Annotated in this window: 22 protein-coding genes and 1 tRNA gene; 9 read left to right on the top strand and 14 right to left on the bottom strand. The window is 55.8% G+C overall.

What is annotated here, in order from left to right:
- Positions 1-34: 34 nt before the first annotated feature.
- The 8 genes from phnE to JI62_RS21700 form a co-directional block, all read right to left on the bottom strand.
- Positions 35-853 (bottom strand): phosphonate ABC transporter, permease protein PhnE, encoded by an 819-nt coding sequence (gene phnE / locus JI62_RS21735; RefSeq protein ID WP_088702150.1) that lies wholly within the window; start codon positions 851-853, stop codon positions 35-37.
- Entirely contained in the window at positions 850-1,710 is an 861-nt protein-coding gene (gene phnC, locus JI62_RS21730) for a phosphonate ABC transporter ATP-binding protein (protein WP_088702149.1), read from the bottom strand. Before phnC ends, phnE begins: the two co-directional genes overlap by 4 nt.
- Positions 1,711-1,787: 77 nt before the next feature.
- Positions 1,788-2,753: a phosphate/phosphite/phosphonate ABC transporter substrate-binding protein gene (gene phnD / locus JI62_RS21725; protein ID WP_088702148.1), complete on the bottom strand. Its 966-nt coding sequence runs from the start codon at positions 2,751-2,753 to the stop codon at positions 1,788-1,790.
- 115 nt (positions 2,754-2,868) lie between these two features.
- On the bottom strand, positions 2,869-4,626 hold the full coding sequence (locus tag JI62_RS21720) for a bifunctional diguanylate cyclase/phosphodiesterase (protein WP_088702147.1): 1,758 nt from the start codon (positions 4,624-4,626) through the stop codon (positions 2,869-2,871).
- A gap of 158 nt (positions 4,627-4,784) precedes the next feature.
- Positions 4,785-6,704: an alkaline phosphatase D family protein gene (locus JI62_RS21715; protein ID WP_088702146.1), complete on the bottom strand. Its 1,920-nt coding sequence runs from the start codon at positions 6,702-6,704 to the stop codon at positions 4,785-4,787.
- A 19-nt stretch (positions 6,705-6,723) separates the two neighbouring features.
- Complete coding sequence (locus JI62_RS21710) at positions 6,724-8,100, bottom strand: ATP-binding protein (protein ID WP_088702145.1); 1,377 nt, start codon at positions 8,098-8,100, stop codon at positions 6,724-6,726.
- Entirely contained in the window at positions 8,097-8,771 is a 675-nt protein-coding gene (locus JI62_RS21705; RefSeq protein ID WP_088702144.1) for a winged helix-turn-helix domain-containing protein, read from the bottom strand. The genes JI62_RS21710 and JI62_RS21705 overlap by 4 nt, the downstream gene beginning before the upstream one ends.
- A 79-nt stretch (positions 8,772-8,850) precedes the next feature.
- A complete protein-coding gene (locus JI62_RS21700; protein ID WP_088702143.1) occupies positions 8,851-9,219 on the bottom strand; it encodes a PepSY domain-containing protein in 369 nt (122 codons plus the stop codon).
- Between the two features lie 146 nt (positions 9,220-9,365).
- Between JI62_RS21700 and JI62_RS21695 the strand changes: the two genes are divergently transcribed.
- Entirely contained in the window at positions 9,366-9,842 is a 477-nt protein-coding gene (locus JI62_RS21695) for a hypothetical protein (RefSeq protein WP_088702142.1), read from the top strand.
- A 219-nt stretch (positions 9,843-10,061) separates the two neighbouring features.
- Positions 10,062-11,057, top strand: coding sequence for a DUF1853 family protein (locus JI62_RS21690; RefSeq protein WP_430750728.1), 996 nt, complete (start codon positions 10,062-10,064; stop codon positions 11,055-11,057).
- Between the two features lie 17 nt (positions 11,058-11,074).
- On the opposite strand, the gene proB is transcribed toward JI62_RS21690, so the two are convergent.
- The 4 genes from proB to rplU form a co-directional block, all read right to left on the bottom strand.
- Positions 11,075-12,214, bottom strand: coding sequence for a glutamate 5-kinase (gene proB, locus JI62_RS21685; protein WP_088702140.1), 1,140 nt, complete (start codon positions 12,212-12,214; stop codon positions 11,075-11,077).
- Positions 12,215-12,391: 177 nt separating this feature from the next.
- Positions 12,392-13,579: an Obg family GTPase CgtA gene (gene cgtA / locus JI62_RS21680; protein ID WP_088702139.1), complete on the bottom strand. Its 1,188-nt coding sequence runs from the start codon at positions 13,577-13,579 to the stop codon at positions 12,392-12,394.
- A 167-nt stretch (positions 13,580-13,746) separates the two neighbouring features.
- Positions 13,747-14,004 carry a 50S ribosomal protein L27 gene (gene rpmA, locus JI62_RS21675; RefSeq protein WP_008957069.1) on the bottom strand — a complete coding sequence of 86 codons (258 nt, stop codon included), beginning with the start codon at positions 14,002-14,004 and terminating at the stop codon, positions 13,747-13,749.
- A gap of 29 nt (positions 14,005-14,033) precedes the next feature.
- Complete coding sequence (gene rplU / locus JI62_RS21670; protein WP_088702138.1) at positions 14,034-14,345, bottom strand: 50S ribosomal protein L21; 312 nt, start codon at positions 14,343-14,345, stop codon at positions 14,034-14,036.
- A gap of 334 nt (positions 14,346-14,679) precedes the next feature.
- On the opposite strand from rplU, the gene ispB reads away from it, so the two are divergent.
- From ispB to JI62_RS21635, 7 genes are all read left to right on the top strand, one after another.
- The gene (gene ispB / locus JI62_RS21665) at positions 14,680-15,684 is read left to right on the top strand and encodes an octaprenyl diphosphate synthase (protein ID WP_088702137.1); all 1,005 of its coding nucleotides are present in this window, start codon (positions 14,680-14,682) and stop codon (positions 15,682-15,684) included.
- Between the two features lie 100 nt (positions 15,685-15,784).
- Positions 15,785-15,861 (top strand) — tRNA-Pro (locus JI62_RS21660).
- A 184-nt stretch (positions 15,862-16,045) separates the two neighbouring features.
- Positions 16,046-17,236: an MFS transporter gene (locus tag JI62_RS21655; RefSeq protein ID WP_240513330.1), complete on the top strand. Its 1,191-nt coding sequence runs from the start codon at positions 16,046-16,048 to the stop codon at positions 17,234-17,236.
- Positions 17,237-17,449: 213 nt separating this feature from the next.
- Positions 17,450-17,848: a response regulator gene (locus JI62_RS21650; protein WP_088702136.1), complete on the top strand. Its 399-nt coding sequence runs from the start codon at positions 17,450-17,452 to the stop codon at positions 17,846-17,848.
- Complete coding sequence (locus JI62_RS21645; RefSeq protein WP_088702135.1) at positions 17,832-19,484, top strand: diguanylate cyclase; 1,653 nt, start codon at positions 17,832-17,834, stop codon at positions 19,482-19,484. The genes JI62_RS21650 and JI62_RS21645 overlap by 17 nt, the downstream gene beginning before the upstream one ends.
- 33 nt (positions 19,485-19,517) lie before the next feature.
- A complete protein-coding gene (locus tag JI62_RS21640) occupies positions 19,518-21,617 on the top strand; it encodes an ATP-binding protein (RefSeq protein WP_240513329.1) in 2,100 nt (699 codons plus the stop codon).
- Positions 21,511-24,495, top strand: coding sequence for a response regulator (locus tag JI62_RS21635; protein ID WP_240513332.1), 2,985 nt, complete (start codon positions 21,511-21,513; stop codon positions 24,493-24,495). Before JI62_RS21640 ends, JI62_RS21635 begins: the two co-directional genes overlap by 107 nt.
- A 17-nt stretch (positions 24,496-24,512) precedes the next feature.
- Here JI62_RS21635 and JI62_RS21630 read toward each other — a convergent pair whose 3' ends face one another.
- Positions 24,513-25,295, bottom strand: coding sequence for a sulfite exporter TauE/SafE family protein (locus JI62_RS21630; RefSeq protein ID WP_088702133.1), 783 nt, complete (start codon positions 25,293-25,295; stop codon positions 24,513-24,515).
- A gap of 21 nt (positions 25,296-25,316) precedes the next feature.
- On the bottom strand, positions 25,317-26,311 hold a 995-nt coding region (locus tag JI62_RS23055), incomplete at its 5' end, for an ATP-dependent DNA helicase (protein WP_240513328.1).

Here is a 26,311-nt window from a genome sequence, read left to right as displayed (position 1 = left end):
CAAATTAGTGGGCCAGAAGTGACTAAATCAGCATTTACTGAGTCCAGCGGCGAACATGGCTTGAGCTATATTCACATAGCAGTACGATAGCGATGATGATCAGCAGAATCGCCGCGGAGGTGTCGTACTCATAGCGGCTCAGCGAGGTGTTCAGCGTGGCGCCAATGCCGCCCGCGCCGACAATGCCAATCACCGAGGACTCACGGAAGTTGATATCCAGGCGGTACATGGAGAGCCCGATCAAGCGCGGCATCACCTGGGGCTGCACGGCGTGATTCATGGTTTGCCACCAACTGGCGCCCGTGGCGCGCACCGCTTCTACCTGCCGCCAATCCAAGTCTTCGATATCTTCCGCCAGCAGCTTGGCCATAAAGCCAATCGTCGCAAATGCCAGGGTGATCATGCCCGCAAACGGCCCAAAGCCGAACATCACCACAAACAGAATGGCGATGATGATCTCCTGGAACGTACGTGAAAAGGCGATAATCCCGCGACACACAAAGTAGATCGGCAGTGGTGAAATATTTCGCGCTGCCCCTAAGCCCACGGGTATCGCCAGTAGTACACCCAGTACCGTGGAGGTGAGCGTCATGGTCAAGCTTTCCAGCAAGCCCGCGACGATATCGTCGTAGCGGCTGACAAAGTCGGGCTGCATAAAGGCGCCTAAAAAATTAACCGCTCGGCCTGCGCCTTCCGCCACCCGCGCCCAGTTCACCTCTACCGAGGCAAGCGCTAAAAACAGATAAATCACTGCGCCAATGGCGAGCCCCCAGCGCAAGCGGGGGCTTTCAACTAGCGGTAGACGCCGCCACTGACCGCGCTGCGCCGCCTGCTGGCGTGCCTGCTCGTTCATCGTGCCGCTCCCACTTCAATGGTCGACATCACCCGCGCGTAGGGAGGGTTAATCGGGGCAGTGTTAGTCGCCTCATCACCGCTGACTTCATCGTCCATGGGTTCAGGCGTGGTGTCCCAATCCTCTTCACCGTAAATCGTGGTGAGGATCTCGCTGGTAAGTTCGCTGGGAAGGCCATCAAAGACGATTTCACCCGCCCGCAGGCCAACAATGCGGTCAGCAAACTGCTGGGCCAGCGCTACGTCGTGAATATTGATGATCGCCGCCAATTCGCGCTCTGCGCATAGCTCACGAATCAAACGCATAATTTGGCGGGAAGTTTTTGGGTCAAGGCTGGCGGTAGGTTCATCCACCAGCAACAGCTTGGGACTTTGCAGGAGCGCCCTGGCGATACCCACCCGTTGGCGTTGGCCACCGGACAGGGCATCGGCGCGTTTATCAATGGCATGCGGCAGCCCCACTCGCTCCAATAGACGGAAGGCTTCAATCACGGCCTCCTGCGGGTAGCGGCGCAGGAAGCTGCGCCAAAAGCCCACATAACCGAGCTGACCCGAGAGTACGTTCTCCATCACGGTTAAGCGGTCTACCAGCGCATACTCTTGGAAAATCATGCCCATGGAGCGGCGGGCGTGACGCAGCTTATGCCCCGAAAGCTTCGTCAGCTCCGTGCCGTCCAGACGAATGCTGCCCTGGGTAGGCTCAACCAGCCGGTTAACACAGCGAATTAGCGTGCTTTTACCCGCGCCAGAGGGGCCAATCAGCGCCATCACTTGGCCTTTGGGCAGCGTGAGTTCAATATCCGTCAGCGCTCGATCTCCGGTAGGGTAACGTTTGCCAACGCCGGTGAGTGTCAACATGGAAGTGCCTCATCTACATAGCGGTTCGGCCAGAAGGTTGCCCTCCTGGCCGATCGTATTGGGGTGCTGCTTAGAGATTAATCGCAGTCGTAGGTCACGCCGTTGGCGTCAGCGATGGTGCGAATAACTTCCCAGTTTTCCTGATAAGTAATCGGAATAAACTGTGCTTCGCCGGAGTTGGCGAATTCTGACTCGAGGGCAGTGCCTTCCCAGTCGTAGCTGAAGAACGCATCCTGAATTTTCTCGGCAAGTTCCGGATTCAGGTTATTCGCCAGCCCGTAAGCGGTGGTGGGGAAGGTTTGTGAGGTGTAGATGATGTCGTAATCACCTTCGTTCACCACACCGCGGGAAATCATTCGCTTGCCCACGGAGTTAGCAATCGCCGCCGCGTCGTAGTCTTCGTTGACCACGCCGAGAATTGAGTTGTCGTGGGAGCCCGAAAAAGCGGTCTCGAAATCTTCGCCCGCTTCCATGCCGTACTCAGAGCGCAGCAACGCCGATGGGGCGCGGAAGCCAGAGTTGGAAGTCTCGGAGGTAAACGCTAGCTGGCGGCCCTGCAAGTCTTCAACGTCTTCAATGCCACTTCCTGGGTAGGTGATGATCTCCATCTCGTAGCCAAAGCTGCCATCTTCCGCGGCCATCATGGCGAAGGGACGGAAGCCACCGCAGTTAACCGCCACCGGTACGCCGCCGGTATTAAAGCCAGCGACGTGCAGGCGGCCAGCACGCAGTGCTTCCTGCTGGGCAGCGTTGGACTGTACCGGGAAGAACTGGACTTTTTTGCCGGTGGCTTCGCTCAGGTGATCCAGAAAGTCAGACCAGACATCCGCGTAAACCGCGGGATCTTCAACCGGGGTATAGGCAAACACCAGGGTATCCGGGTCAACCCACTGTGACTCGTCGCTGGGAACATCGGCGATCATATCGCCATCATTATCCACATAGCGTGATGAAAGATCCGCAGAGGCGTTTACAGCGGCCAAGGCGAAGGCACTGGCAACGGCAGCACTGATTAACGTGCGGGAGAGGGATAATGTTTGCATGGGTCACCTGTAGCGTTCTGTAGAGTTGTTAAAAGATGACAACATCCTGACGAGTCCAGATGACAAAAATGGGGCACTTATATGACCACTTCGTGACGTTTTTAAGCAGGCATCTTTAATGTGTGGCTTGAGCAGCATCGCGGCCGCGACGCTCCACGAACAGACTATTGCCAGGGATTTTTTTGGCTTGATGCTTCAGCTCGGAAAGTTCACCCGCTATATCCAGCGATTGGCAGTTGGTCGCATCGGGGATGGGCTTCACCGCAATCGAGACACTGACAAAAGGGTAAAACGTCAGTCTATTTTGTCGGTTTTCGATATGAATCCCGCCCTGAAGGCGGTCAGCCTCTTCGTAGAAACCCGGGGCCATCACCTCGAATGAGTGCAGAATTTGCTTACAAACACTTTCCCAGTGCTCAAGCGGCAGCAGCATCATGAAATCGTCACCGCCAATATGGCCGATAAATCCCCCGGCGTTCTCTACCTGGGCTTGCAGCAGCCGCGATAGCGAAATAATGATGTGGTCACCGCGGGCGTAGCCATAGGCGTCGTTAAAGGCTTTAAAGTTATCCAAATCAACGTAGGCCGCGGCAAACCCGCGTTCGGCGGCTAAATAGGCGGCCAGGGTTTCATTAATCAGAATATTGCCCGGCAAGCCCGTCAGCGGATTGGCGTGGCGGGCTTGACGCACCTGAATGGCAGTAATTTCACGTAGTAGGTCAACGATATTGCCCATGCCCAGGTAGTCACCGTTAGCCTTAACGATAACAAAGTCCTCCTGCTCGATATCCCGGCTATCGGTCAGCTTCTGGCTCAAAATCTCCAGCGGTGTATCTGCTTCAGCCACCAGCATGCGTGCATCAGCAACGTCCAGCACACGGCGCTTGGCATAAAGTGAATGGCTGTAGGGGTTGGTAAACAGGGTTAAAAATGCATTGCGGCGCACCACCGCTACGGGCTTGCCATTCTCCAGCACGGCCACACAGCGCAAGCTGGGCTGTTGACGAAATCGTTCGGAGATATACGGCACTGCGCAATCTGTCGTGATGGGATCGATCGCCCGCAAAATCGAGCGGGCGGTGCGGCCAGCGGGACTTTTTAAATGGGTGGTCGCCGGCAGCAGCATATTGAGTTCCAACGGCGGCTGCTGGGTGGGTCGAGCAAAATAGAAACCTTGCAGCAGCGCGAGGCCGCGGTCGAGTTCCCACAAGCAGAGATGCTCGGCGGCGGTCTCCACGCCTTCGGCAATGACCTGGCAATCCAGACTACGGGCCACATCGAGGATCGAGCGTAGGAATTCTCGCTTGGCAGGATCCTGGTCGATGCCGGAGATAAAGTGGCGATCGAGCTTAACGAAATCGGGGCGCAGCTCAGACCAGTGGCGCAGGCTTGAGTGCCCGGCACCGAGATCATCCAGCGCCACCTGGAAGCCCATGGTGCGGTAGTGATCCACCGCCTGGCGCATTAGTTCATAGTCATGGATAGGCACATGTTCAGTGAGTTCGATCACCACCCGCTCTGGGGGCAAACCGCTGTCACGAATAAAGCCAAGGGTTAAGCCTTCGCGAAAGTCGCGCTCCACAATCGTCAGCGGCATCACGTTAAGAAACAGCAGACCGGGCAGGTCGAGCTCTGCAAAACGCTGTATGGCGAGGCGCCGACAAAGCAAATCTAACTCGACTAACTTCCCGGCCTGGGTAGCCACCTCAAACAAACGTAACGGGGAGTACAGCGGCGAGGTTTTAGGCCCTCGGATCAGTGCTTCGTAGCCATAAATCGCCTGCTGGCTGGCATCCACAATGGGCTGAAAAAGCACATGCAACTCTTCTTGTGCAATGATCTTTTTTAGCCACTGCGATTCTTGTGCGGTCATTTGCCTGCTGCCCTCTGCTGCCACCCTAATCACCAGCGGTGGTGTCGATGATGTGTCACCGTCCCTGGAGGCTGTTGATAAGCTGCAAGCGTGCGTCATTTTTGTGAAGCTATCATGACAAACATCAAGGGCGTCAGGCAGTTGGCGCTAAACAGAGGTCATGAAAGGATCCTCTCGGGAGCAGGAAAGAGAACCTCGCTGCCGTCAGCGTCGAGCTGACGGATGTTGATCGGGCGGCCTTTCTCGTCAAGGGTCACTAAGCCAATGCCGCTGGCATTCCACAGCCGTTCACCGGCGCTGGCGCGATCGGGATCACGGGGGTGAACGCTTAGCTTACGGCGCTTGGTGAGCCAGTTAAGCGGTGACCACGGCGCGTAGAGCCAACGGTTGAGCCGATCAAAGGTATTGAGTAGCTGCTTGGGAAACGTATTCTTGATACCGCTGGAGGTAATCTGCCACAGGTGAGGAGCACTTTTTCGCCGACGTACCAAAATGTCGTAGACAAACGAGTAGTGCACATCTCCGGATAAAATCACATAGTTGCCTGGGGTCTTGGAGTGCTGCCAAATCTGCAGCAGCGTATTGGCTGCCCCGCGGTGGGCCATCCAGTTTTCAGCATCCACCACCAGCGGCTTACCCACCAGGGTGAACAGCTTTTGAATTCCCTCTATCAACTTGACACCAAACATCGGCGCGGGAGAGACAATCACCGCGCTCTTGAACCCCATTAGCGCCTGTTGCATCTCCATTAGCGCCTCCCAGTCCATCAAGCCCGAGGGCCGGTGGGGACTGCGCTCGCTGCGCCAGCGGCGGGTGCGGGTATCCAGCACAATCAGCGCGGGGGTGCCCGGCACCTGAAACTCCCAGCCCTGAAAACGCAGCAGTCGTTCAATCAGCCCATCCTGCTCGGCACAGACTAGCGGCTGGTCGCCATCGCCCATCAGCGTCGAGGCGTGGTGGACTAACGGGTTCATTTTATCCGGGTCGTTACCCCAGGCTTGGCAGAGCAGATAGGCCACCAGGGCATTACCGATAATGCGTTTAGAGAACGGATTGCCGTAGGCGGCACGCTCCCAATCGGCGGTCAGGTTCCAGTCGTCGGTGACGTCGTGATCGTCAAAGATCATCAGGCTGGGCAGGTGCGCCATCAGCCGTGCGCACTGGGGCAACCCCGCAACAAAGTCATCGATCACCGCCTGCTCCTGACGATACAGCTCGGCATCTTTGTCATTTAAGTCAGGCGGCGTTGGCGCAATCACTTGCCAGGGCGTTGGCGACCACACCAGGCAGTACATGGCGAGCATTTCGGCCAGTGTCATCAAGTGGTTATGGGCATTCGCCGAGGTAAACACGGGCTTTTTGACACCGCCGAAGAAGCGCTCGCGCAGCGCCACGTTGCTGGTCACATCCGGCAGTAGCTCTGCACGACGATAGTAGCTATCCGGCGAGCGGTAGAGCGCTTGGCTATCGTCGACCGTCGCGCCTTCCAACCACTCATCCACCAGCCCTAACCGTTCAATCAACGCATGCACTGCCCGCAGCATCGGCCCGGCTACGTCGTCGGCGTACACCTGATCACCGGTCATCAGCAGCCAAGCGGGCCACTCGGTGGGCGCTGCCTGCTGCTCAGCCAGCCAGCTGTCGGCGCGCACCAGGCCATCGGCACTGGCGTGATGAGGCTTACGGCAGGAGCCGTGCAGTAGGCGGTGATGGCGCGAGGCAACCACAAAGGCGGGATAGGCGGCACCGTCATAACAGAGCCACGGCGCCCACTCGGGCAAAGAGCGCCACTCGCCCTGCAGAGTTTCCACCTGCAGGTCATACTCGATGCGCTCGTCGCAGGGCAGCGGCGATTCAAGCCCACAATCGATTAGGTAGATAAAGGCCCGCTGGCCGATGGGGATGCACTGCTGGTGATGCGCCAAGCCGACCGACTGGCTATCGGCATGCCCTGGGCGCAGCACAAGTGTCATGTTCAGTGGCCGAGTGGCGACGAGCCAAAGTACCAGCCGTGCAGCGCTGATGCGTCTTAATAGGGGGCCGGCGACTATATCGGGCAGTGTATCGATGCGATTCATTCGGTGCGGTCTCCATTATTTACACGCGACGATTACGCGCGACGACGGGCAGTGCCACCGCCACGTTTAAACCGCCAGTGCTGGCGCGGCTAAGGTGCATATGGCCGCTGTACAGGGCGACAAGGTCAGTCACAATGGCCAAACCCAAGCCACTGCCCGAGCGCTGTTCATCCAACCGTTTGCCGCGCTGCACCGCCTGCTGGCACTCTGCTTCCGACATACCAGGGCCATCGTCGCTAACGGTCAAGGTTAACTGCTGCCCCTCACTCTCTACCTGTAGCTGCACATCGCTATGCGCCCAGCGCAGCGCGTTATCCATTAGGTTACCCACCAGCTCTTGGATATCCTGCCCATCCATATGCACATTAATCTCACCCGTCCAGGTTTGGCGCAGCGCAATGCCACGCCGCTGGGCAAGCCTGGCCAACCCATTGAGCAGCGGCGCCAGGGTGGCATGTAAATCAATCGGCGCAAAGCGTATCCCCTCACCCGCTGCCGATGCCCGCGCCAGATGATGGCGTACCGCGCTATCCACGCGTTCTAGCTCAACCTCCCAGGCGGCGCGGTTCGCTTCCGGCAGTTGGCGTAGCTGCAGCCGCATCACGCTCAGCGGGGTTTTCAGCGCATGGGCTAGGTTGCCAGCGGTATGGCGGCCGCGCTCGATCAAGCGCTGATCGCGTGCCAGCACCGCGTTCATTGAGGCGGCAAGCGTCGCCAACTCGTCAGGTAAGCGGGTGTCTAACTGCTCGGCCCGCCCCTGCTCTACCTCATGCAGGTTGGCGTGCATGCGGCGCAGTGGCGCTAACCCCCAGCGTACCTGGAGCGCCAATACGCCAAGTAACAGCACGCCCAGACCGACTAAACCGCCCCACAGCAGGCGTTGAAATTCGCCAATATCGCGGGTCAACACATCGTCCCGGGCGGCGACGCTAATATGGAGCGGCGCTTCTAACGGCGCCAAATGGATATCGCGCTCCACCACGCGCAGCGATTGCCCCCTGGGGCCAGGTATCGAGCGAGCGCTAAGGGTGTCGCTATCAATCACCGGCAGGCGCTGATCCCACAGCGAGCGCGAGGCCAGGGTGTTCTCCTCGCCATCGGTGATTTGCCAGTACCAACCGGAGTAGACGTTGTCAAAACGCGGGTCGCCCAGAGCCCGGTCGTGAACAAGCTGTTGTTCTACACGGTCATAGGTAACGCCCGCCATAATGACGTTGAGAGTAGCCTCCAGACGCTCGTCGAACGCCTGGGTGGCTGAGGCGCGGTAATGGTGGGAGAGCAGCGTGCCCGCAACAGGCAGCGCCAGCCCCACCATCACTAGTACGGCCAGCAGTAGCCGCACACTGATAGAACGTTTTGCCCAGCGATCTTTCCATGCGGTGGTATCTTGACTCATTCGCTAGCAGGCTCTTCTGCTAATAGCCGGTATCCCTGGCCACGCAGGGTGGCAATGCGCCAACTGCCCAGCTTGCGGCGCAGGCGGCTGACCTGAACATCGATCACGTTGGAGTCCGGCTCGTGGTCGCGGTCGTAAACGTGCTCCGAGAGTTCGGTGCGGCTCACCACCCGCGGTGCGGCGTGCATTAAATAGCCGAGCAGGCGGGCCTCCTGGGCGGTTAACCCCACCGGTCGACCTGCCAAGGTAACGTGTTGAGTGTGGGTATCCAAACTCAGTTCGCCCACTTTCAGTACCGGATGGGCATGGCCGTGGCTGCGGCGCACCAGGGCGCGCAGACGAAATAGGACTTCCGCTGGTTCAAACGGCTTGGTGACATAGTCATCGGCTCCGGCAGTAAACCCCGCGGCTTTATCGGCCCAGCGCTCCCGGGCGGTAAGGATCAGCACCGGCAGGTCGATACCATCCTCCCGCCAGGCGGAAAGCCAGCGGGTGCCATCGCCATCGGGCAATCCAACGTCCAGAATTAGCGTGTCGTAGGCTTCCGTGCGCACCAGAAAATCGGCTTCCTGGCCAGTCGCCGCATGCTCTACCAGCCAATCTCCGTCGCGCAACGCTTGGCTAAGTTCACGGGCAAGCGCTTGGTCATCCTCTACCAGCAAACACTTCATCGGCTAACGACCCTTTTCTCATCGACTAATTTGTTTGGTAATGCTGTAACGATGTCATTAAGCGCTTCAAGCCGACACATTAACGGCGCATATCATTGATACGTACGCCTTCTATCGACATCAACTGGCCGTTATGGCCATCGAACTCAAACTCAACGACTTGGCCCTGGGGACCGAGCAGTTTGATCTCATACTCGACGTAACCCCCTTCGCGCTCCACCTCAACCTCCAACACTTCACCGATGTAGTTAGCTTCCAGCCAATCCAAAATAGTGTCGAGGGGCACGACCTCGCCGCGGTGCACTTCGCCGTGTAGCGACTCCCAAGGCTGGTCGCCCACCGCGCTACCCGCCAGCAACAGCATCAAGGTTAACCCAGTGACGTTGCGGCGAGGGCCACGCGGGACGCTGCGCAGTAGTTTTTTGAAGTGACGTAGGATTTTACTCATTGCGTCAGCATGCCAAAGGCAACATGAACGTTAGATGAACAGCTTTGTCAGCTTAAGGAAAGTATCGTGGTGATATAAATCCACTGTCGCATTCGCTGAATGCCGTTTATTCATTCTCGTACAGATACGTAAAGAAGGAATTTGCTATGAACACCATGAAAAAAATGCTGCTGATCCCGACCTCTGCTCTGCTGCTTGCTGCGGCTGCCGGTAGTGCCCAGGCCGATTCACTGCCGATGGATCGCATTGATGACGTATTGAGCCACGCCAATGAGTACGGTTTCAGCCACTATGAAGAAATTAGCATTGAAAGCCGGGGCCGCGTAGAAGTGGAAGGTTGGCTGGACGATGAGTGGTACGCCGACGTGGAATTCTCACTCGATAACGGTGAGACCCTACAAGAGAAACGTGAGCGCCTGATTAGCGGTTCCTGGGGTATGAGCGAAGACGATATCCGTCAAGCACTGGACGTGGCTAGCCAGGAGGGTATGGTTGAATTTGAAGATCTCGATATCGATAAGAGCGGCATCATCGATATTGAAGGCCGCGGTGAAGATGGCCGTGAGCTAGAGATCAGCGTGCGTCAGGGCTCTGCCGAAGTGACGCAAATTGACCGCGATTAATTTTTCCAGCTAATTGCTTTGCGGGCTCCCTACGGGGAGCCCGCTGCGTTTATGGTAGGCTGCTAAAACATGTCGCTAAATTGATAGTGCCGACCTTATCGGGGTGCTGAGGAGAGATCTGTGCTGCACGAAGGCGTTAACGGTGCGCTGGAGAGTGAAGAGCTCGGCTCGTCGGCGCTAGCTTCAGGCGTCGGCAAATCAGTGCCGTGCAATCCAGCGCTGGGCGATTCAACGCTATTCAGTTCAGCACTATTGAGTTCAGTGCTACGCGACTTAGCCTGGCTGGTCGCCACACCTGACCTTGTGGAGCTGCCGCCACCGATTCCCTGTGGAGGGCGGCCAACGCTTAAAGAGCTGGGATTAGAGGGTGCGCTACTGCCCTGGCTGGGTCAGCTTGGCCGACCACCGCTAACGGCCCTGAATGGCAGCCGCGCAACGCGTATGGGGCACTACCACGAACGCCTGTGGCATACGCTGTTGGATCACGCACCCAATACGCGATTGCTCGCCCGAAATGTCCGCATCACCCGACAGCGCAACACCCTGGGCGAGCTGGATATGCTGTACAGAACCCGCGACAATCCGGCGCCGATCCATTTAGAAGTCGCCATTAAGTTCTACCTGGGGCTTCCCGAAGGGCCTGGGGCCGCCAATAGCCAAACACGCTGGATTGGCCCTGGCGGGTTAGACAGCCTGGCGCTTAAGTGCACTCATCTGCAACGTCACCAACTCCCCCTTTCCACCACGGCGCCCGCGCTGGAAACCCTCGCACATTGGCTTACGCCACGGGATTTGGGTGGTTCTGATCTGCGTTTAGGCGAACAGTTAACTCAGCGGCTGGCGATGCCCGGCGTGCTTTACTACCCTTGGCATGCCGCTATGCCAGCGCCGGAAGGCGCGACGGCAGATCATCGCCGTGGTATCTGGTGTTACTTGCGTGACTGGCCGGCCTTGTCAGCCAGCTTTTCCGCCACGCCGAGTATGATAGAGCTGGAAAAGCCCCACTGGCTGGCACCGCCGCCAGCCAGCGTTTTTCGCCCTGCGGCAGAGGTACTGCCAACCGTGATTGATCGGGTCAATACCTGGCGCTCCCCCCAGCAAGTGATGCTGTGTTACCCAACGAGAGAGCACAGTGAACAACGCTACCAGCGGCTATTTATAGTGCCCGATGACTGGCCTCGACAAGTGCCTCTGCCGCCCCGCGTTCGCGACTAAATAACAGCCAGAGCCCCCTAGATAACCACTAGGTTATCGCGATGGATCAGCTCATGGGCTTCTACGTAGCCAAGGATTGCCTCAATCTGGTGACTGGGCTGACCCGCCAGTTGGCGCGCTTCATCAGCACCATAATTCACCAACCCTTTGGCCACAGACGCGCCCTGCTCATCCACACACACCACCATATCGCCGCGTTTAAAGCTGCCCTGCACACTGCGCACACCTACTGCCAGCAGGCTAGAGCCTTTATCCCGCAGCACTTTGACCGCCCCCGCATCCAGCACCAGCGTGCCGCGCACCTGCAGTTGTCCCGCCAGCCAGCGCTTGCGCGCCGCCATGGGCGCTTGGTCAGGACTCAGCAGCGTGCCCAGCGCTTCGCCCGCCATTATCCGGTTGATAACGTCAGGCTGGCGGCCACTGGCAATCACCGTGACCGCCCCGGAACGCGCCGCCAACTGCGCCGCGCGCACCTTGGTGGTCATACCACCACGACCCAGCGCGCCACCGCTGCCTGCCACGGCGGCTAAGCGCGGGTCGTCGGCGCGCCCTTCAGCAATCATCTGGGCATTGGGGTTGTGGCGGGGGTCGGCGTCAAACAAGCCTTCCTGGTCGGTCAGCAGCAGCAGCGCATCCGCTTCCAGTAGGTTAGCCACCAGTGCGCCAAGCGTATCGTTATCGCCAAAGCGAATCTCATCGGTGACCACGGTATCGTTTTCATTGATCACCGGCACTACGCGCATCTCTACCAGCGTACGCAGCGCAGAGAGCGCATTCAGGTAGCGCTTGCGATTGGAGAGGTCGTCATGGGTAAGCAGAATCTGCGCGGTGAGCATGCCGTGACGGGCAAAGTGCTGCTCGTAGCACTGGGTCAGGCCATTTTGACCTACCGCGGCGGCGGCCTGCAGTTCGTGCACGGCGCTGGGGCGCACCTGCCAGCCAAGACGCACCATGCCCGCCGCCACGGCGCCGGAAGAGACCAGTACCACTTCTACCCCCTGCTGGTGCAAGGCGGCAATTTGATCTACCCAACCACCGATAGCGGGTTCGTCCAGGCCGCGGCCATCGTTAGTCAGCAGCGCACTACCAATCTTTACCACGACCCGCCGTGCACGGCTTAGCGCGCTGCGGCCCAGGATTTGCTCGTTACTTTCCATGCGACCCCCCTCAATCAGGCGCTGACAGCTTAATCAGATACTCACCGCCACATCAGACACTGGCAACTTAATCATATACTTACCACTTGATCAGACACCCATAAAAGAGGCCGCGCGAACGCAGCCTCTTTTAAGCTTACTACTTTACTGACTACCGAGTGCACCCGCTCAATATCACTAAGGGGCGTACTCGACTTCAACATCATAATCATCATCGTCGAAGTCTTCGTCATCTTCATCGTCACGCTTACGCCGACGACCCAGACGCGCTTCCGTACGTGCGACCGACTCCTCTTCCATGCGGCGGCGCATCTCTTCCTCACGGGCCAGCGCTTCTTCATCTTCGTTCTCAAGACGGCGCTGTTCGGTCAACCAGCGGTAGGCCGCCTGCACCAATTTATCGGTGCCGTCGCTGCTGATCGCCGAAATGCGGAATACCGGGCCTTCCCAGTTGAGCGCCTGAATAATCTTCTGGGCGCGCTCTTCACGCTCATCTTCCGGCAGCAGGTCAAACTTGTTCAGCACCAGCCAGCGTGGCCGCTCAGAAAGCGCTGGAGAGAACTGCCCCAGTTCATGGACAATCGCCTTGGCTGCTTCAACCGGGTCAGACTCGTCAAACGGCGCGACGTCGACCACGTGGAATAGCAGTCGCGTACGGGTAAGGTGCTTCAAGAAGCGCAACCCCAAACCGGCACCGTCTGACGCCCCTTCGATCAAGCCCGGTACATCGGCCATCACGAAGTGCTCGTGCATCCCCAGTTTTACCACGCCCAAGTTGGGCACTAAGGTGGTGAACGGGTAGTTGGCGACCTTGGGCTTGGCGGCAGACACCGAGCGAATCAGCGTCGATTTACCCGCGTTGGGCATGCCCAGAAGGCCCACATCGGCCATTACCTTCATTTCCAGGCGCAGGTTACGGCGGTCACCTTCGGTGCCTGGTGTCGTGCGACGCGGTGCACGGTTGGTCGAGGATTTAAAGTGGATATTACCCAACCCACGCCGACCACCTTCGCCTACCAGCACCACCTGACCGATTTCGGTGACATCGGCAATGACTTCCAGGGTATCTTCATCGATCACCGTGGTGCCCACCGGCACTTTGACGTGCAGGTCTTCGCCGGCCTTACCGCTCATTTGACGACCCATGCCGCCCTGCCCATTCTGGGCTTTATAGAAGCGCTGGAATTTAAAATCGATCAGGGTATTAAGGGCATCGTCACCAATCAGGTAAACGCTGCCACCGTGACCGCCATCGCCCCCGTCGGGGCCGCCCCTGGGCACATATTTTTCGCGGCGAAAGCTCAGACAGCCATTGCCGCCTTTGCCCGCCTCAACAATAATCGAGGCTTCATCGACGAACTGCATTGGATTCTCCCGGCCGCTTCCGCCGCCCTAATATGCACTGCTTTTTTTCCAACCCTGTTTCCACCTGCATGATGGAAAAGCATATTTGGAAAAGAGATTTGACCGACAAAAAAGCCCCGCCATAGCGGGGCTTTTTCTCTCGCAACCGCGAGCATAGCTCTAGCCGCTTAGGCAGAAACGATGCTAACGAACTTGCGGTTTTTCGGGCCTTTGGTCTCAAACTTCACAAAACCGTCGCTCAGTGCGAACAGCGTGTGGTCACGACCAAGGCCAACGCCTGTGCCCGCGTGAAAACGCGTGCCGCGCTGACGCACGATGATGTTACCCGCAGTCGCCGCTTGGCCACCGAAGAGTTTTACACCTAAGCGTTTGGACTCGGAATCGCGACCGTTACGCGTGGAGCCTGCTGCCTTTTTATGTGCCATTGCAAAATCCTCCTAAGGGAATTGACCGCTTACGCAGAAATTCCGGTAATTTTGACTTCAGTGAACCACTGGCGGTGGCCCTGACGCTTCATGTGGTGCTTACGACGACGGAACTTGATGATGGTGACTTTATCGCCACGGCCGTGGGAAACCACTTCGGCAGAGACTTTAGCACCACTAATCGTCGGCGCACCGATGTTGAAATCATCGCCGTCAGCGACCATCAGCACTTCGTCAAACTCAATCGTTTCGCCGGTTGCGACTTCGATTTTCTCAAGCTTGAGGGTTTGACCTTCTTGAACGCGGTACTGCTTACCACCGCTTTTGATAACTGCGTACATGTCGCTCTCCGGACTGTCGTTAATGCCGTTCTAACGTTTAAACGGCACTCATCTCCTACGCTCTTTCGAGTCGTGCTCTTATCGACCTGCTGCGAGTGGCGCCCCTTTTGGAGCCATCTGACAGGGAGCAAGATGAGTGGGTCGCGGATTATAACGACTATCTTCTCTTACCACAAGACCACAGGCCGTTGTCAATTGTCACTACCCTCCGTTTATAAAGACATATAATAGTGCGGCCACAGTGCGTGTCTTGACGCCTAACAGGCAGCCCCATAGCATGACCCCCATTATGGGCGGGACTTACCGCCTCAATCTGCCGCGATGAACGTATCCCATGACCGCTAACGTCTCCTCAGCACAGCCTGACAGCCCAACGCCTTCACCGCTGCACGCCGTGGTGGCCGATGATTTTGCAGCCGTCAACCGGACAATTGTCGAGCAGCTCAACTCTAAAGTGCCCTTGGTTGAAACGATCGGCCAATACATTACCGAAAGCGGTGGCAAGCGCCTGCGCCCTTTGTTGGCACTCCTGGCCGCCCGCTCACTCGGCTATACCGGCGACAAGCATATCCCGCTGGCTACATTGATTGAGTTTATGCACACCTCCACGCTGCTCCACGACGACGTGGTGGATGAGTCGCATATGCGCCGGGGCAAGAAAACCGCCAACGACGCCTGGGGCAATGCGCCGTCGGTACTGGTCGGCGACTTTCTCTACGCGCGCTCGTTTCAGATGATGGTCGATGTGGGCTCGATGCGCATCATGGCGATCCTGTCCGGCGCTACCTGCATCATTGCGGAAGGCGAAGTGCTGCAGTTAACCAACATCGGCAATCCCAGCATCTCAGAGGAAGATTACTTCGAGACCATTTTGGGCAAAACCGCCATGCTGTTTGAAGCGGCTTCCCACAGCGGTGCCGTGCTGGCAGAGGCAACGCCGGAACAGGAGCGCGCACTCCAGTATTATGGCCGCTACTTAGGTCTCGCCTTTCAGTTGATCGATGACCTGCTGGATTATCAGGGCGACGCCGATGCCATGGGCAAAAACGTGGGCGACGACCTAGCCGAAGGCAAGCCGACACTGCCGCTGATCCACGCCATGGAGCAAGGCACGCCGGAACAGGCCAAGCTGATTCGCCAGGTGATTCGCGATGGCGGGCTTGAGCAGCTCGACGCCGTACTGGACATTATTCACGCCACCGGCGCACTCGACTATACCCGCCAGCGCGCCGAAGAGATGGCCGATAAAGCCCTGCAGCAACTGGACGCTCTGCCGCCCAGCGCCTACCGCGACAGCATGGCCCAGTTGGCCCGCTTAGCGGTTGATCGCCAAGCATAAAAATTGCTAGATCACACCCTCGAGGACTTGAAAAAACACCTCTGGCTAAGTATGATCCACCTCCGTTGTTGAGCACAGATAAGCATTGCTCGGCAACTTTCGGAATATAGCTCAGCTTGGTAGAGCGCTGCCTTCGGGAGGCAGAGGTCGTAGGTTCGAATCCTGCTATTCCGACCAAAAATTCCAGAAAAAACGGCCACTTAGCTAATATAGCAAGTGGCCGTTTTTTGTTGGTTGGGTGATAGGTGACATATAGGTTCCACTCACCGCTGCTTACCCATAAAAGCACTGCGAAAAACAAACTAGCCTGCTAACAACTATGCTACGATTGGCATTTCTGCTTTAAATCCTTTCCCTTCTTTTGATATGGAAAAAGACCATTAGCCAGTTAACGCATATTAAGGCCGTACTGCTGTTTGCCAGCACCATGACCGTGATGTCGGGGGCGATTATCGCGCCTGCGCTGCCGGGTATTAGCCGTCACTTTCCTGATCAGCCTCAAGTACTGATCCAGCTAATTCTGACCATTCCCGCGCTGATGATTACGCTGTTTAGCCCGCTGATGGGATATTTGGCTGACCGGTTTGGGCGCAAGAAATTGCTGCTGATGATGCTGGGTATCTACGGTTTTGCGGGAGTCGCGGGCTTTTTCATCGATCGCGTGGATCTGCTATTAAGCTCCCGCGCACTGATGGGGATTGCGGTGGCCGGTATCCTCAGTATCAGTACGACCCTGGTAGGTGATTATTTTGAAAGCGCCGAACGCGCCCGTTTTTTGGGGCTACAAAGCAGTTGCATGGCTTTGGGCGGGGTTATTTTTATTAACCTTGGTGGAATACTTTCCGACTGGAGTTGGCGCGGCCCGTTTCTCCTCTATCTAACCGGCGTACTTTTACTCCCCTATGCCTGGGCGATTCTTCAAGAACCCAAATCCAGCGGTAGCGTAAACGCAGGTGTCATCGATGCACCAGTGAAGGTGGATTATGGGCGCACCGGTCTTGCCTACCTCATCGCTATGATCAGCATGGCGATGTTTTATATGTTTCCCGCCCAACTCCCCTTTTTGCTCTCTCAGCAGGGCCAGATCAGTGGCATGGCGATCGGTATCGCGCTTTCAATGGCGGCCCTAACGGCCAGCATCGTGGCGTTTTGCTACGGCTACTACAAACCGTTTCTTTCGGTGATGACGATCTATGTTTTGGGATTCTTTCTGGCGGCCACTGGCTTTTTGATCGTTGGTTTTACCCAAAGTTACGCCATGGCCATCGTCGGCGCGGCGATTTCCGGTTTGGGCCTGGGCGCCTTTATGCCCAACACCACCACCTGGCTAATGCGAATCACGCCTCAGCGTGTAAGGGGCCGGGTATTTGGTGGTTTTACCTCAACCTTCTTTTTTGGCCAGTTTATCTCCCCTGTGGTGGTCGCTCCGGCAGTGATCTGGCTGGACTCGCTGCGTAATGTGTTTACCGGCATGGCAGTCGCGTGTGGCCTACTGGCCATTGCTCTGATTATTCTAGGCAAAACAGCCCTACAGGCAGATAGCAAGCTGTAGGTCGACCTCACTTTGCCATTCCCAGCCGCTGCTAGGTAAAGTGCGGCCAGCCGCATCGTGTCAGTACGCTTGGCGAACATGGGTCTGGCAACCATTGATTGCAATAGTCAGCCGCACCATCGGCGCTACTAAAAAAGCATGGCACTTCTAGTACATCGCTCATACAGTGATAGCTTGTGATAAATCCTTTAAAAACCTTGAAGGAGACTCGGCTTGGATACACTTGAAAGAGTCATGTACGTTGAAGACGATGACGATATACGTTTAGTCGCATGCATGGCGCTGGAGGATGTCGGCGGCTTAACAATCAAAGCCTGCAGCTCCGGCGAACAAGCATTAAAGGAAGTTGAAGCGTTTGCTCCCCAAATGTTTTTACTTGATGTGATGATGCCGGGCATGGATGGGCCTAGCACGCTGTTGGAATTGAGCCGCCAAGGCTATATCACCGAAGCAACAGCGGTGGCCTTCATGACGGCTAAAGTTCATCCTGAAGAAGTGGCGCGTTATAAGAAGATCGGGGCCACAGACGTTATAGCAAAGCCATTTGACCCCATGACGCTCGCTGATGACGTCCGCTCAATCTGGAAGGCATTTAATGGCCGAATCAACTAATCACCAAACTTTCGTTGCACGGCTGGAAAAGCTAGCTGCAGCCTACTCAAAACGCCTTGCTGATGATTTTAACCATCTCACGATACTCGCTGGTCAGCTCGAAGAAGACCCGACGTGTACACAATCCCTTCAGCAATTGCATGCCGCCTTGCACTCGCTGGCAGGGTCAGCAGGTACCTTCGGCTTTGTACAGCTTGGGCGTCAAGCCAGAGAGCAGGAGCTGCAGGTAGCAACAACCCTGGAGCAACCTTGCAATGACAAACAGCCACTGCCTGTTTTTGAATGGATTATAGCGTTACAAAAAGCGCTTAAAACGGATGAAAGCAAAAAATCGGCTGTACGCATCGAGACTTCCAGGATAGAAAGCGTTGGCGGAGAGCCGGTCATCTGGCTGGTAGAGCGCGATTCCATGTTGGCAGAATATATGGTTCAACAACTACACAGCTTCGGTTTTCATATCCGCCATTTACGTGATGCAGAGGCACTCGCTCACGAAAAAGGCTCATTGCCTGATTTGCTCTTAATCGACCATCGCGCCTCCCATTTAGAGGCCCTCAGGGCTAATCCTGTCGCCTTCTGGCAACAGCATTTAAAAGACTTTACCTGCCCGGTTCTGTTTACCGGGAGCGAGGAAAGCTTCACCGCGCGCCTCAACGCTTTACGTAGCGGAGGACAGAGCTATTTCGTCAAACCCTTGGATATGATCAATTTGGCCTCCCATATGGCGCAATTGATTAAAACCAAAGATACCGTGCCCGAGCGAGTGATGATTGTCGAAGACGACAAGGAATTGGCTCAGCAACTTCAACGGGTGTTGGAGGAGGCCAGCATGCACGTGGCAGTGCTTGATCGAGCCGATACGTTATTCGAGGCGATGCATGATGTGAACCCTGAACTGATTTTGATGGATCTCTGGCTGCCCGACGTTACCGGCACAGAGATGGCGGCCCTATTAAGACAAGTGGAACAATGGTCTCAGGTGCCCATTGTGTATCTTTCGAGCCAATCCAATTCAGAGCTACGCGACCAGGCCTTATTAAAGGGGGGCGATGCGTTTCTGGAAAAGCCCATTGATCCCGACCTTCTCATCAACCTATGCCGCTCACGGGTAAAGCAACGACGCAAGCTGGAAGATACCCAAAACCGAGACAGCCTTACCGGTCTATTGAAACACGCCAGCATCAAGGAAGCGCTGGACTACCAATGGCAGTTAACTCAACGAAAACCGCAACCATTCAGCGTGGTCATGCTCGATATCGACCACTTCAAAGCGGTTAACGATACCTATGGGCATGCTTTGGGGGACGTCGTCATTGCAGCGGTAGGCACCCTACTGCGCCAACGTTTCCGAAGCACCGATAGACTGGGTAGATACGGTGGCGAAGAGTTTACCCTGGTGCTTATTGATTGCACCGCTGAACACGCCGAGCGCATGGTGAATAACCTGCGCGAAGATTTTGCCGCTATTCAATTTACCGGCGGCGGCAACCCGTTTTCCTGCACCCTGTCGGCGGGTGTGGTAGACAATCAGCATTTTCCTGATGACATCGCCGAGTCTCTGCTTAACCGAGCTGATCAAGCGCTTTACCAAGCCAAGAAAAGTGGCCGCAACCGTGTCTGTTTGGCAACAGATTAGCATCAACAGCGATGTTACCGTTGAGGTAGAACAATGATAACGCCACCGACCCCGGATAACGAAAATGAGCGTCAGCGTGCCCTTGATGCAACCGGATTACTGAATAGGGACTCGGAGAAGCGCTTTGATCGTTTAACGCGCCTTGCCTGTCAGCTTTTCTCAGTGCCTATTGCACTCGTCTCATTAATTGACCACGACCGACAGTGGTTCAAGTCGCGACAAGGGCTTGATGCTGAGGAAACGCCACGCAACCTATCCTTTTGCGGCCACGCCATTCTTTGCAGCTCGCCATTGATCGTCGAAAATGCGCTTGAAGACCCACGCTTTGCCTCCAACCCTCTTGTCACCGAGGCGCCTAAGATACGCTTTTACGCGGGTGCGCCGTTGCATACCGTCGACGGCTATCGTATTGGCACACTGTGCCTGATTGATACGCGACCGAGACACTTTTCAACTGAACAGATCGATATGCTGGTCGATCTAGCAGCGACGGCGGAAGAACTGATACAAGTCGACGAAATCAGTCAACAAACATACTTAAGCCTTGAATCTGAATTAAGAGCCAGCCGTGAACGGCTGACAAAGCTCGTGGCCCAACTGCCAGGTACGATCTATCAGTTTCGCCGTTTTCCTGACGGCCACATGACGTTTCCGTTCAGCTCACCGCAAATTCAACAACTGTATGGCATCACCCCCGCGCAGGCCGCAGAAGATGCTACCCCGGCTTTTGAGCGGATTCATCCCGATGATCTCGACGCCATCAGTGCGTCTATCGAGCACTCAGCCAACACACTGGAAGATTGGAATGCAACGTTTCGTGTTGCGCGCCAGGAAAACGACTATCGCTGGATTACGGGCCAAGCCAAACCAGAACGCCTTATTGATGGCAGTACTTTATGGCATGGTTACCTGCAAGATATTCATGAACAGGAACTGGTACGCCTTGCCATGACACACAGCGAAACCCGTTTACGGGGGCTGTTCGACTTTTCTCCCATCGGTATTGCCTTGAATGATATGGCCACCGGGCAGTTTATCGATTTAAACGACGCCTTGATCTTACCCACGGGTTATACCCGCGATGAGTTTGTGTCATTGAGCTATTGGGACGTCACCCCGATAGAGTATCAACCCGAAGAAGAGAAAGCGCTTTTAAGCCTAAAGTCGACAGGACGCTACGGCCCTTTCGAAAAAGAGTATATCCGCAAGGATGGCAGCCGTTACCCCGTCCGTTTGCAAGGCATGCTCAGCCAGGAACAGGATGGTCGACAGGTGATTTGGTCTTTGATTGAAGATATCACTGAACGCCGCAAACTGGATAAAATGAAAGATCAGTTTATCGCCACCGTCAGCCACGAATTACGAACCCCGCTTACGTCGATTAAAGGCTCACTGGGGTTACTGAACGGTGGTGCCGCAGGGCCCCTACCCAGCAAAGCTCAGGCGTTGTTAAGCACCGCCGAACGCAACGCTCAACGCTTGTTCGTATTGATTAATGATTTATTAGATATGGAAAAACTGGTGGCTGGCAAAATGCCCATGAACCTGAGGGTGCAACCAGTGGCCCCGTTACTCGACGAGGTCATTGAGTCCATGTGGGGCTATAGCGCGCAGCATCAGGTGTCTATCCTAACGCCTGCCGAATGGCCTCGCGTTCAAGTTAATATTGACGCTCCTCGCTTGGCACAAGCACTCACCAACTTATTATCCAATGCGATTAAATTCTCCCCCCAAGGCGAAGCCGTTGAAGTTAGCGTTACGCCTTATGCAGACACTATCGAAATTTCCGTTTGCGACCACGGCCCGGGGATTGATCCGATATTTCGCGCTCAGTTGTTTCAGCGTTTTTCTCAAGCTGACGGCAGTGATACCCGAAAGCTACCCGGAACAGGGCTTGGGCTGGCGATTAGTCAAGAAATCTGCCAGCAAATGGGTGGCGAAGTCGGCTATCGCGACGCTGTCGGCGGCGGGGCCGACTTTTTATTGTATTGCCAAGGGAAATGTCATGATGAAAGCCCCGCTAAGCGTGCGAATTGTGCTACTCGTGCTAGTCACGAGTGGCATCCTGGTCGGCGGCATGCTAGCAACGGTTTACCAGTTAATGGTCTCCGATTACGAAGCATTGGTCGCTGAGCGAGAAACAGCGGTCATAAAGCGCGTAGCCTCCGAGCTGGAATTATCAAATCAAAAACGATTGCTGGGATTGGAGGCCTTCGCCACCCGCTTAGTCAATGATGACGGCCAGCTACTTGATGACGACGCGCTGCAATCGCTGCTGCAGAGGTCTTCTGTTGCCAGCGAGCTGTTTCCGGATGGCTTGCTGGTGCTTGATGCGGATGCTACCGCTATTGCAGAAAGCCAATATGCGCCGGGGCGTTTGGGCGCCAATTACGCCGACCGCCCTCACTTTCAGCGCGCCAGGCAAACCCAGCAGGCAGTGATTTCTGAGCCGATTTTGGGGCGAACCACCGGACTGCCGTTGCTCTCATACTTGCAACCGATTGTGGCTGAAAGTGGCGATCTTATCGGCTATGCGGGCGGTCTACTGAATCTCGCCAATACGCCCCTCGTCGACACAGGGAGCGTCATCGAGAGCGACTCAAGCACAGTCACTCTGATTATTGACCCTCAACATCGCCTGTTTGTCTCAATGCAAGAGCGCTTCGACAGGCCCGAACCTCTGCCTGATGAAGGCGCTGATGCCTTAGTCGACGCGGCACTATCGCTCAGCCCTGCGGGCAGCATCGTTGAGTATCAGCAAGAGTCCTACCTAGTGGCTAGCCGGCAGTTGGACTCTCCCGGCTGGATCATCCTGCGGGCGCTACCTTACAGTGAGGCCATAGCCCCAGCGCAGGCATCTTTTCGCCATTTTCTGCTTATCGCGCTGATTGCTATGACCATCGTGGGCTTAGCGGGCGCATGGATTGCACGCAGCCTAACGCAGCCCATAGAAAGAATAACCCGCCGTATTGAGCATATGGCTGATAATGCACGCTTTGATAGTGGTTTCCAGGAAAAGGGCGGCCCGGAGGTAACTGCATTAGCCCACGCGATGAACCGCTTAGCCAATGAGCGCAAAGCGGCGGATATGGCCATTTATAAAGCCGAGCGATTTTTATCCAGTGTGCTTGAGTCCGCGTCGGAAGTATCAATTATTGCGACCGATACTACCGGGATAATCACTGCTTTTAATAAAGGTGCCGAGAATATGCTCGGTTATAGCCACCAAGAGATGGTCGGCAAACAGACCCCCGCCATATTGCACCTGAAAGAGGAGGTGGATGCTCGGTCGGCACAACTAACCACTGAGCTAGGCTATTGCGTTGAGGGTTTTAGAGTATTTGTGGAGAAAGCCGAACAACGTGGATCAGAAAAACGCGAGTGGATCTACGTTCACAAAGATGGCCACCAGATCCCCGTATCAATGGTAGTCACGGTCATGCGCGACAGTGCTGGAGAGATTAATGGTTACGTGGGTATTGCTGAAAACATTACCGAGCGGAAACGCGCCGACAAGATTAAAAATGAGTTTATATCGACGGTTAACCATGAACTGCGTACGCCGTTAACATCCATCTCCGGTGCGCTGGGCTTGATGGTCGGTGGTAATGTTGGCGAGTTGCCGGAAAAAGCCCAGACACTACTGACGACCGCCCATAGAAACAGCAAGCGCTTGACTCACTTGATTAACGATTTGCTGGATATCGAAAAAATCGCCGAGGGTAAACTGCATTTCGATATGCAGGTTCATGCAGTGATGCCCTTGCTCGAACAAGCACTGGAGGCGAATCAACACTACGGAAGCAATAGGGGTATTACGCTGTCATTGGCGGGCAATGGGTCAAATGCGCTTATCAATGTTGATAACCAGCGCTTCATGCAAATAATGGCCAATTTATTATCCAATGCGATCAAGTTTTCCCCCCAGGGGGGCGAGGTTACCCTTGCGGTGGAAACCACATCAAACAAGGTAAGTATCAGCGTTATTGACAGCGGGCCTGGCATTGCCAACGCTTTTCGTAAACAAATATTCCAGCGTTTTGCCCAAGCGGATGCCTCGGATTCCCGTGCTAAAGAAGGCACTGGCCTTGGCTTAGCCATCACGCGTGAACTGGTGGAACACATGGGGGGGCGGATTGATTTTGAGTCCACCGAAGGCAACGGATCACGCTTTTTCTTTGAACTACCGTTAGTACAAGCGGCAGAGCAAGACACTTGGCAACTGGAAGGTATCACTGACCATCAGGAAGCTCCCCGTATTTTAGTGGTCGAAGATGATAAAGACGTCGCCAAACTGCTGAGTATCATGCTCAACGATGCCGGGTACCAAGTCGATACTGCATCGACTGGCGCAGAGGCACTGAACCGCCTGAAGCAAACGCATTACGACCTCATCAGCCTGGATTTGATGCTACCCGATACCGATGGACTCGATATTATCCGTCTGCTGCGCCAACAGCCAGACACCGCTGACATACCGATAGTCGTGGTCTCGGCAAAAATGGAACAGGGTCGTTTAGCTATCAACGGCGATGCAACAAACATTGACTGGCTGGCTAAACCGATCGACCAGCAACGACTCATCGGCATAGTCCAGCAACAATTATCAGACAAGTACGAGCATCGTCCACGCGTGCTTCACATCGAAGATGACAGCGACTTACATGAAGTGGTTTGTGCCATGGCCGGTGATCACTTTTCTTTTGAAGCTGCCTATACGGTGCAAGAGGCGCGCACACGCCTGAAGCAGGGGGCATTTGACGTCGTGCTTCTTGATATCGGGCTGCCGGATGGATCGGGGTGGGATTTAGTTGCTGACATTCGCGCTTGCCAGCCTGGCGCTAAATTGGTCATCCTTTCCGGGGCCGATATGACACAGCAACAACATGGCCAAGTCGAGGCTGTTTTGCTTAAATCACGGCTATCCAAAGAGACATTGATTAATGGAATCAATGCGCGTATTCAATCGTTCCGCTCGACCAAGCAGCCACCCACAAACCCTGCTAGTTAAGTGCTTACATGGTTTAGTTACCCAGGCGGGTTGATCAACCCCACCACGCTAACCAAAATCAGTACCGCGCCCAGCACACGGAAGAACAGCCCGGTATCCGCATTGAGCATATAGCGGTGGGCTTTCTCGCCTGCCAGATGGCCAATAAAAGCGCAGGGCAGCAGCCACAACTGGTGGATCAACTGAAGATCCACGCCTGCAATCAAGAACGAGACCATCTTGATCACCACCAGGATAAACCACAGCACAAACATGGTATCCCGTAGCTGCTCTTTGGCCACGTGAGTGGCGAACACCGCCACAATCAACGGCGCGCCAATCAGCGAGGTACCGCTGACATACCCCCCAAGCGCCAGCAGCACGTAGTCCACGTACTTGTTCTTGCTCTTGAAAGGCTTATTCAATACATAGCCAATGGCATAGATGATCACAATGCCGAAAATGATACTGGTCATGACCTGTGCGGGTAGCGTTAATAGCCCCACCACCCCGATCAGCTTGGGGATGATCATGATTTTCAGGGCTTTGAACAGGTAGCTCCAATCGATATTGCTCTCAGGTGTACCGCTTCCCACGCCCTCTTTCTGTAGCTGGCGATGCCCGCTCCAAGCGATCCAACTGGAGAAAATCAGCAGTTGAATGGCAATGATCGGCAAAAACACCAGGGGCTCGTTGACCACCAAAAGCAGGAATGGCAGCGCCAGCACAGCGCCGCCAAAGCCCAGGCTAGTTCGCACAAAACCGCTCCAGGCAAAAATTAGCCCAATCAGCGCATACTGGTACCAGAGTAGATCTGTCATGGCTCGCGTTAAGGTTCTCAATTAGGGAATGGGGTTGCCCAGCGACCACCAGCTTGGCAATAGCGCGCGCACACTGGCCTGGGCAAAACGATCATCCATTAATACCACAACGCCTTCATCGTCTGGACTGCGAATCACCCGTCCTGCGGCCTGCACCACTTTGATCATGCCGGGAATGCGGTAGGTGTAGTCGTCACCCTGGCCAAAGCGTGCGGTCAAACGCGCTTTAAGCGCCTCGTTGAAGTCGTTAAACGGCGGCAGGCCCAGGGTGGCGACAAAGGCGCCGATCAGCCGGTCGCCGGGCAGGTCGATGCCTTCTGCGAAGGCACCGCCGAGCACTGCGAAACCGATGCCTTCTCCACCAGGGGTAAAGCGCGCCAGAAATGCCTCGCGCTGGGCTTCCGGCATCCCGCGGGTCTGGCTGAAAACGGCTATCTCAGGGTGCGCCTCGCGAAACCTCGCCAGCACTGCCTCCAAGTAGGCAAAGCTGCTGAAGAAGGCTAAATAGTGGCCGGGCTTACGCTGATACTGCTGCGCCATGGCCGCCACCATCGGCTCAACAGACGCTTCCCGATCACGAAAACGCGTGGAAATATCGCTGCGTATGCGTACTTCAAGCTGGTGCGCAGCAAAGGGCGACGCTACTTCCTGCCACACCGTATTATCCGGCAACCCCAGCAGATCTCGATAGTAGTGAGCGGGTGAGAGCGTGGCGGAAAACAGCACCACTGAGTGGGCAGTGTTAAACCGCGCCGCCAGGAAATCGCCAGGTATCAGATTGCGAAGCCCCAGCACCGCTCGCCCGCGGCCATGGCGGGTAAGGTCACATAGCGAGTGATCCCCAAAGCGCTCCGCTAGGCGGCAGAACGCCAGCGACTCGAACAGCAGCTCCTGGAGCTCAAGCGTCGCATCCTCGGGGTGCTCACCCAGGTGGTCGGTAATCGCAGCGCCCACTTGCTGAGCGGCAGCTACCAGCTTATCGGGTAACGTCCTCAGCAGCCGATAGACGGGTTTAC

The sequence above is a fragment of the Halomonas campaniensis genome (assembly GCF_002211105.1).
GTDB classification, from domain to species: Bacteria; Pseudomonadota; Gammaproteobacteria; order Pseudomonadales; family Halomonadaceae; genus Vreelandella; species Vreelandella campaniensis_A.
Note: the sequence above shows the minus strand (reverse complement) of the source record. Positions and strands in the feature narration are given on the sequence as shown.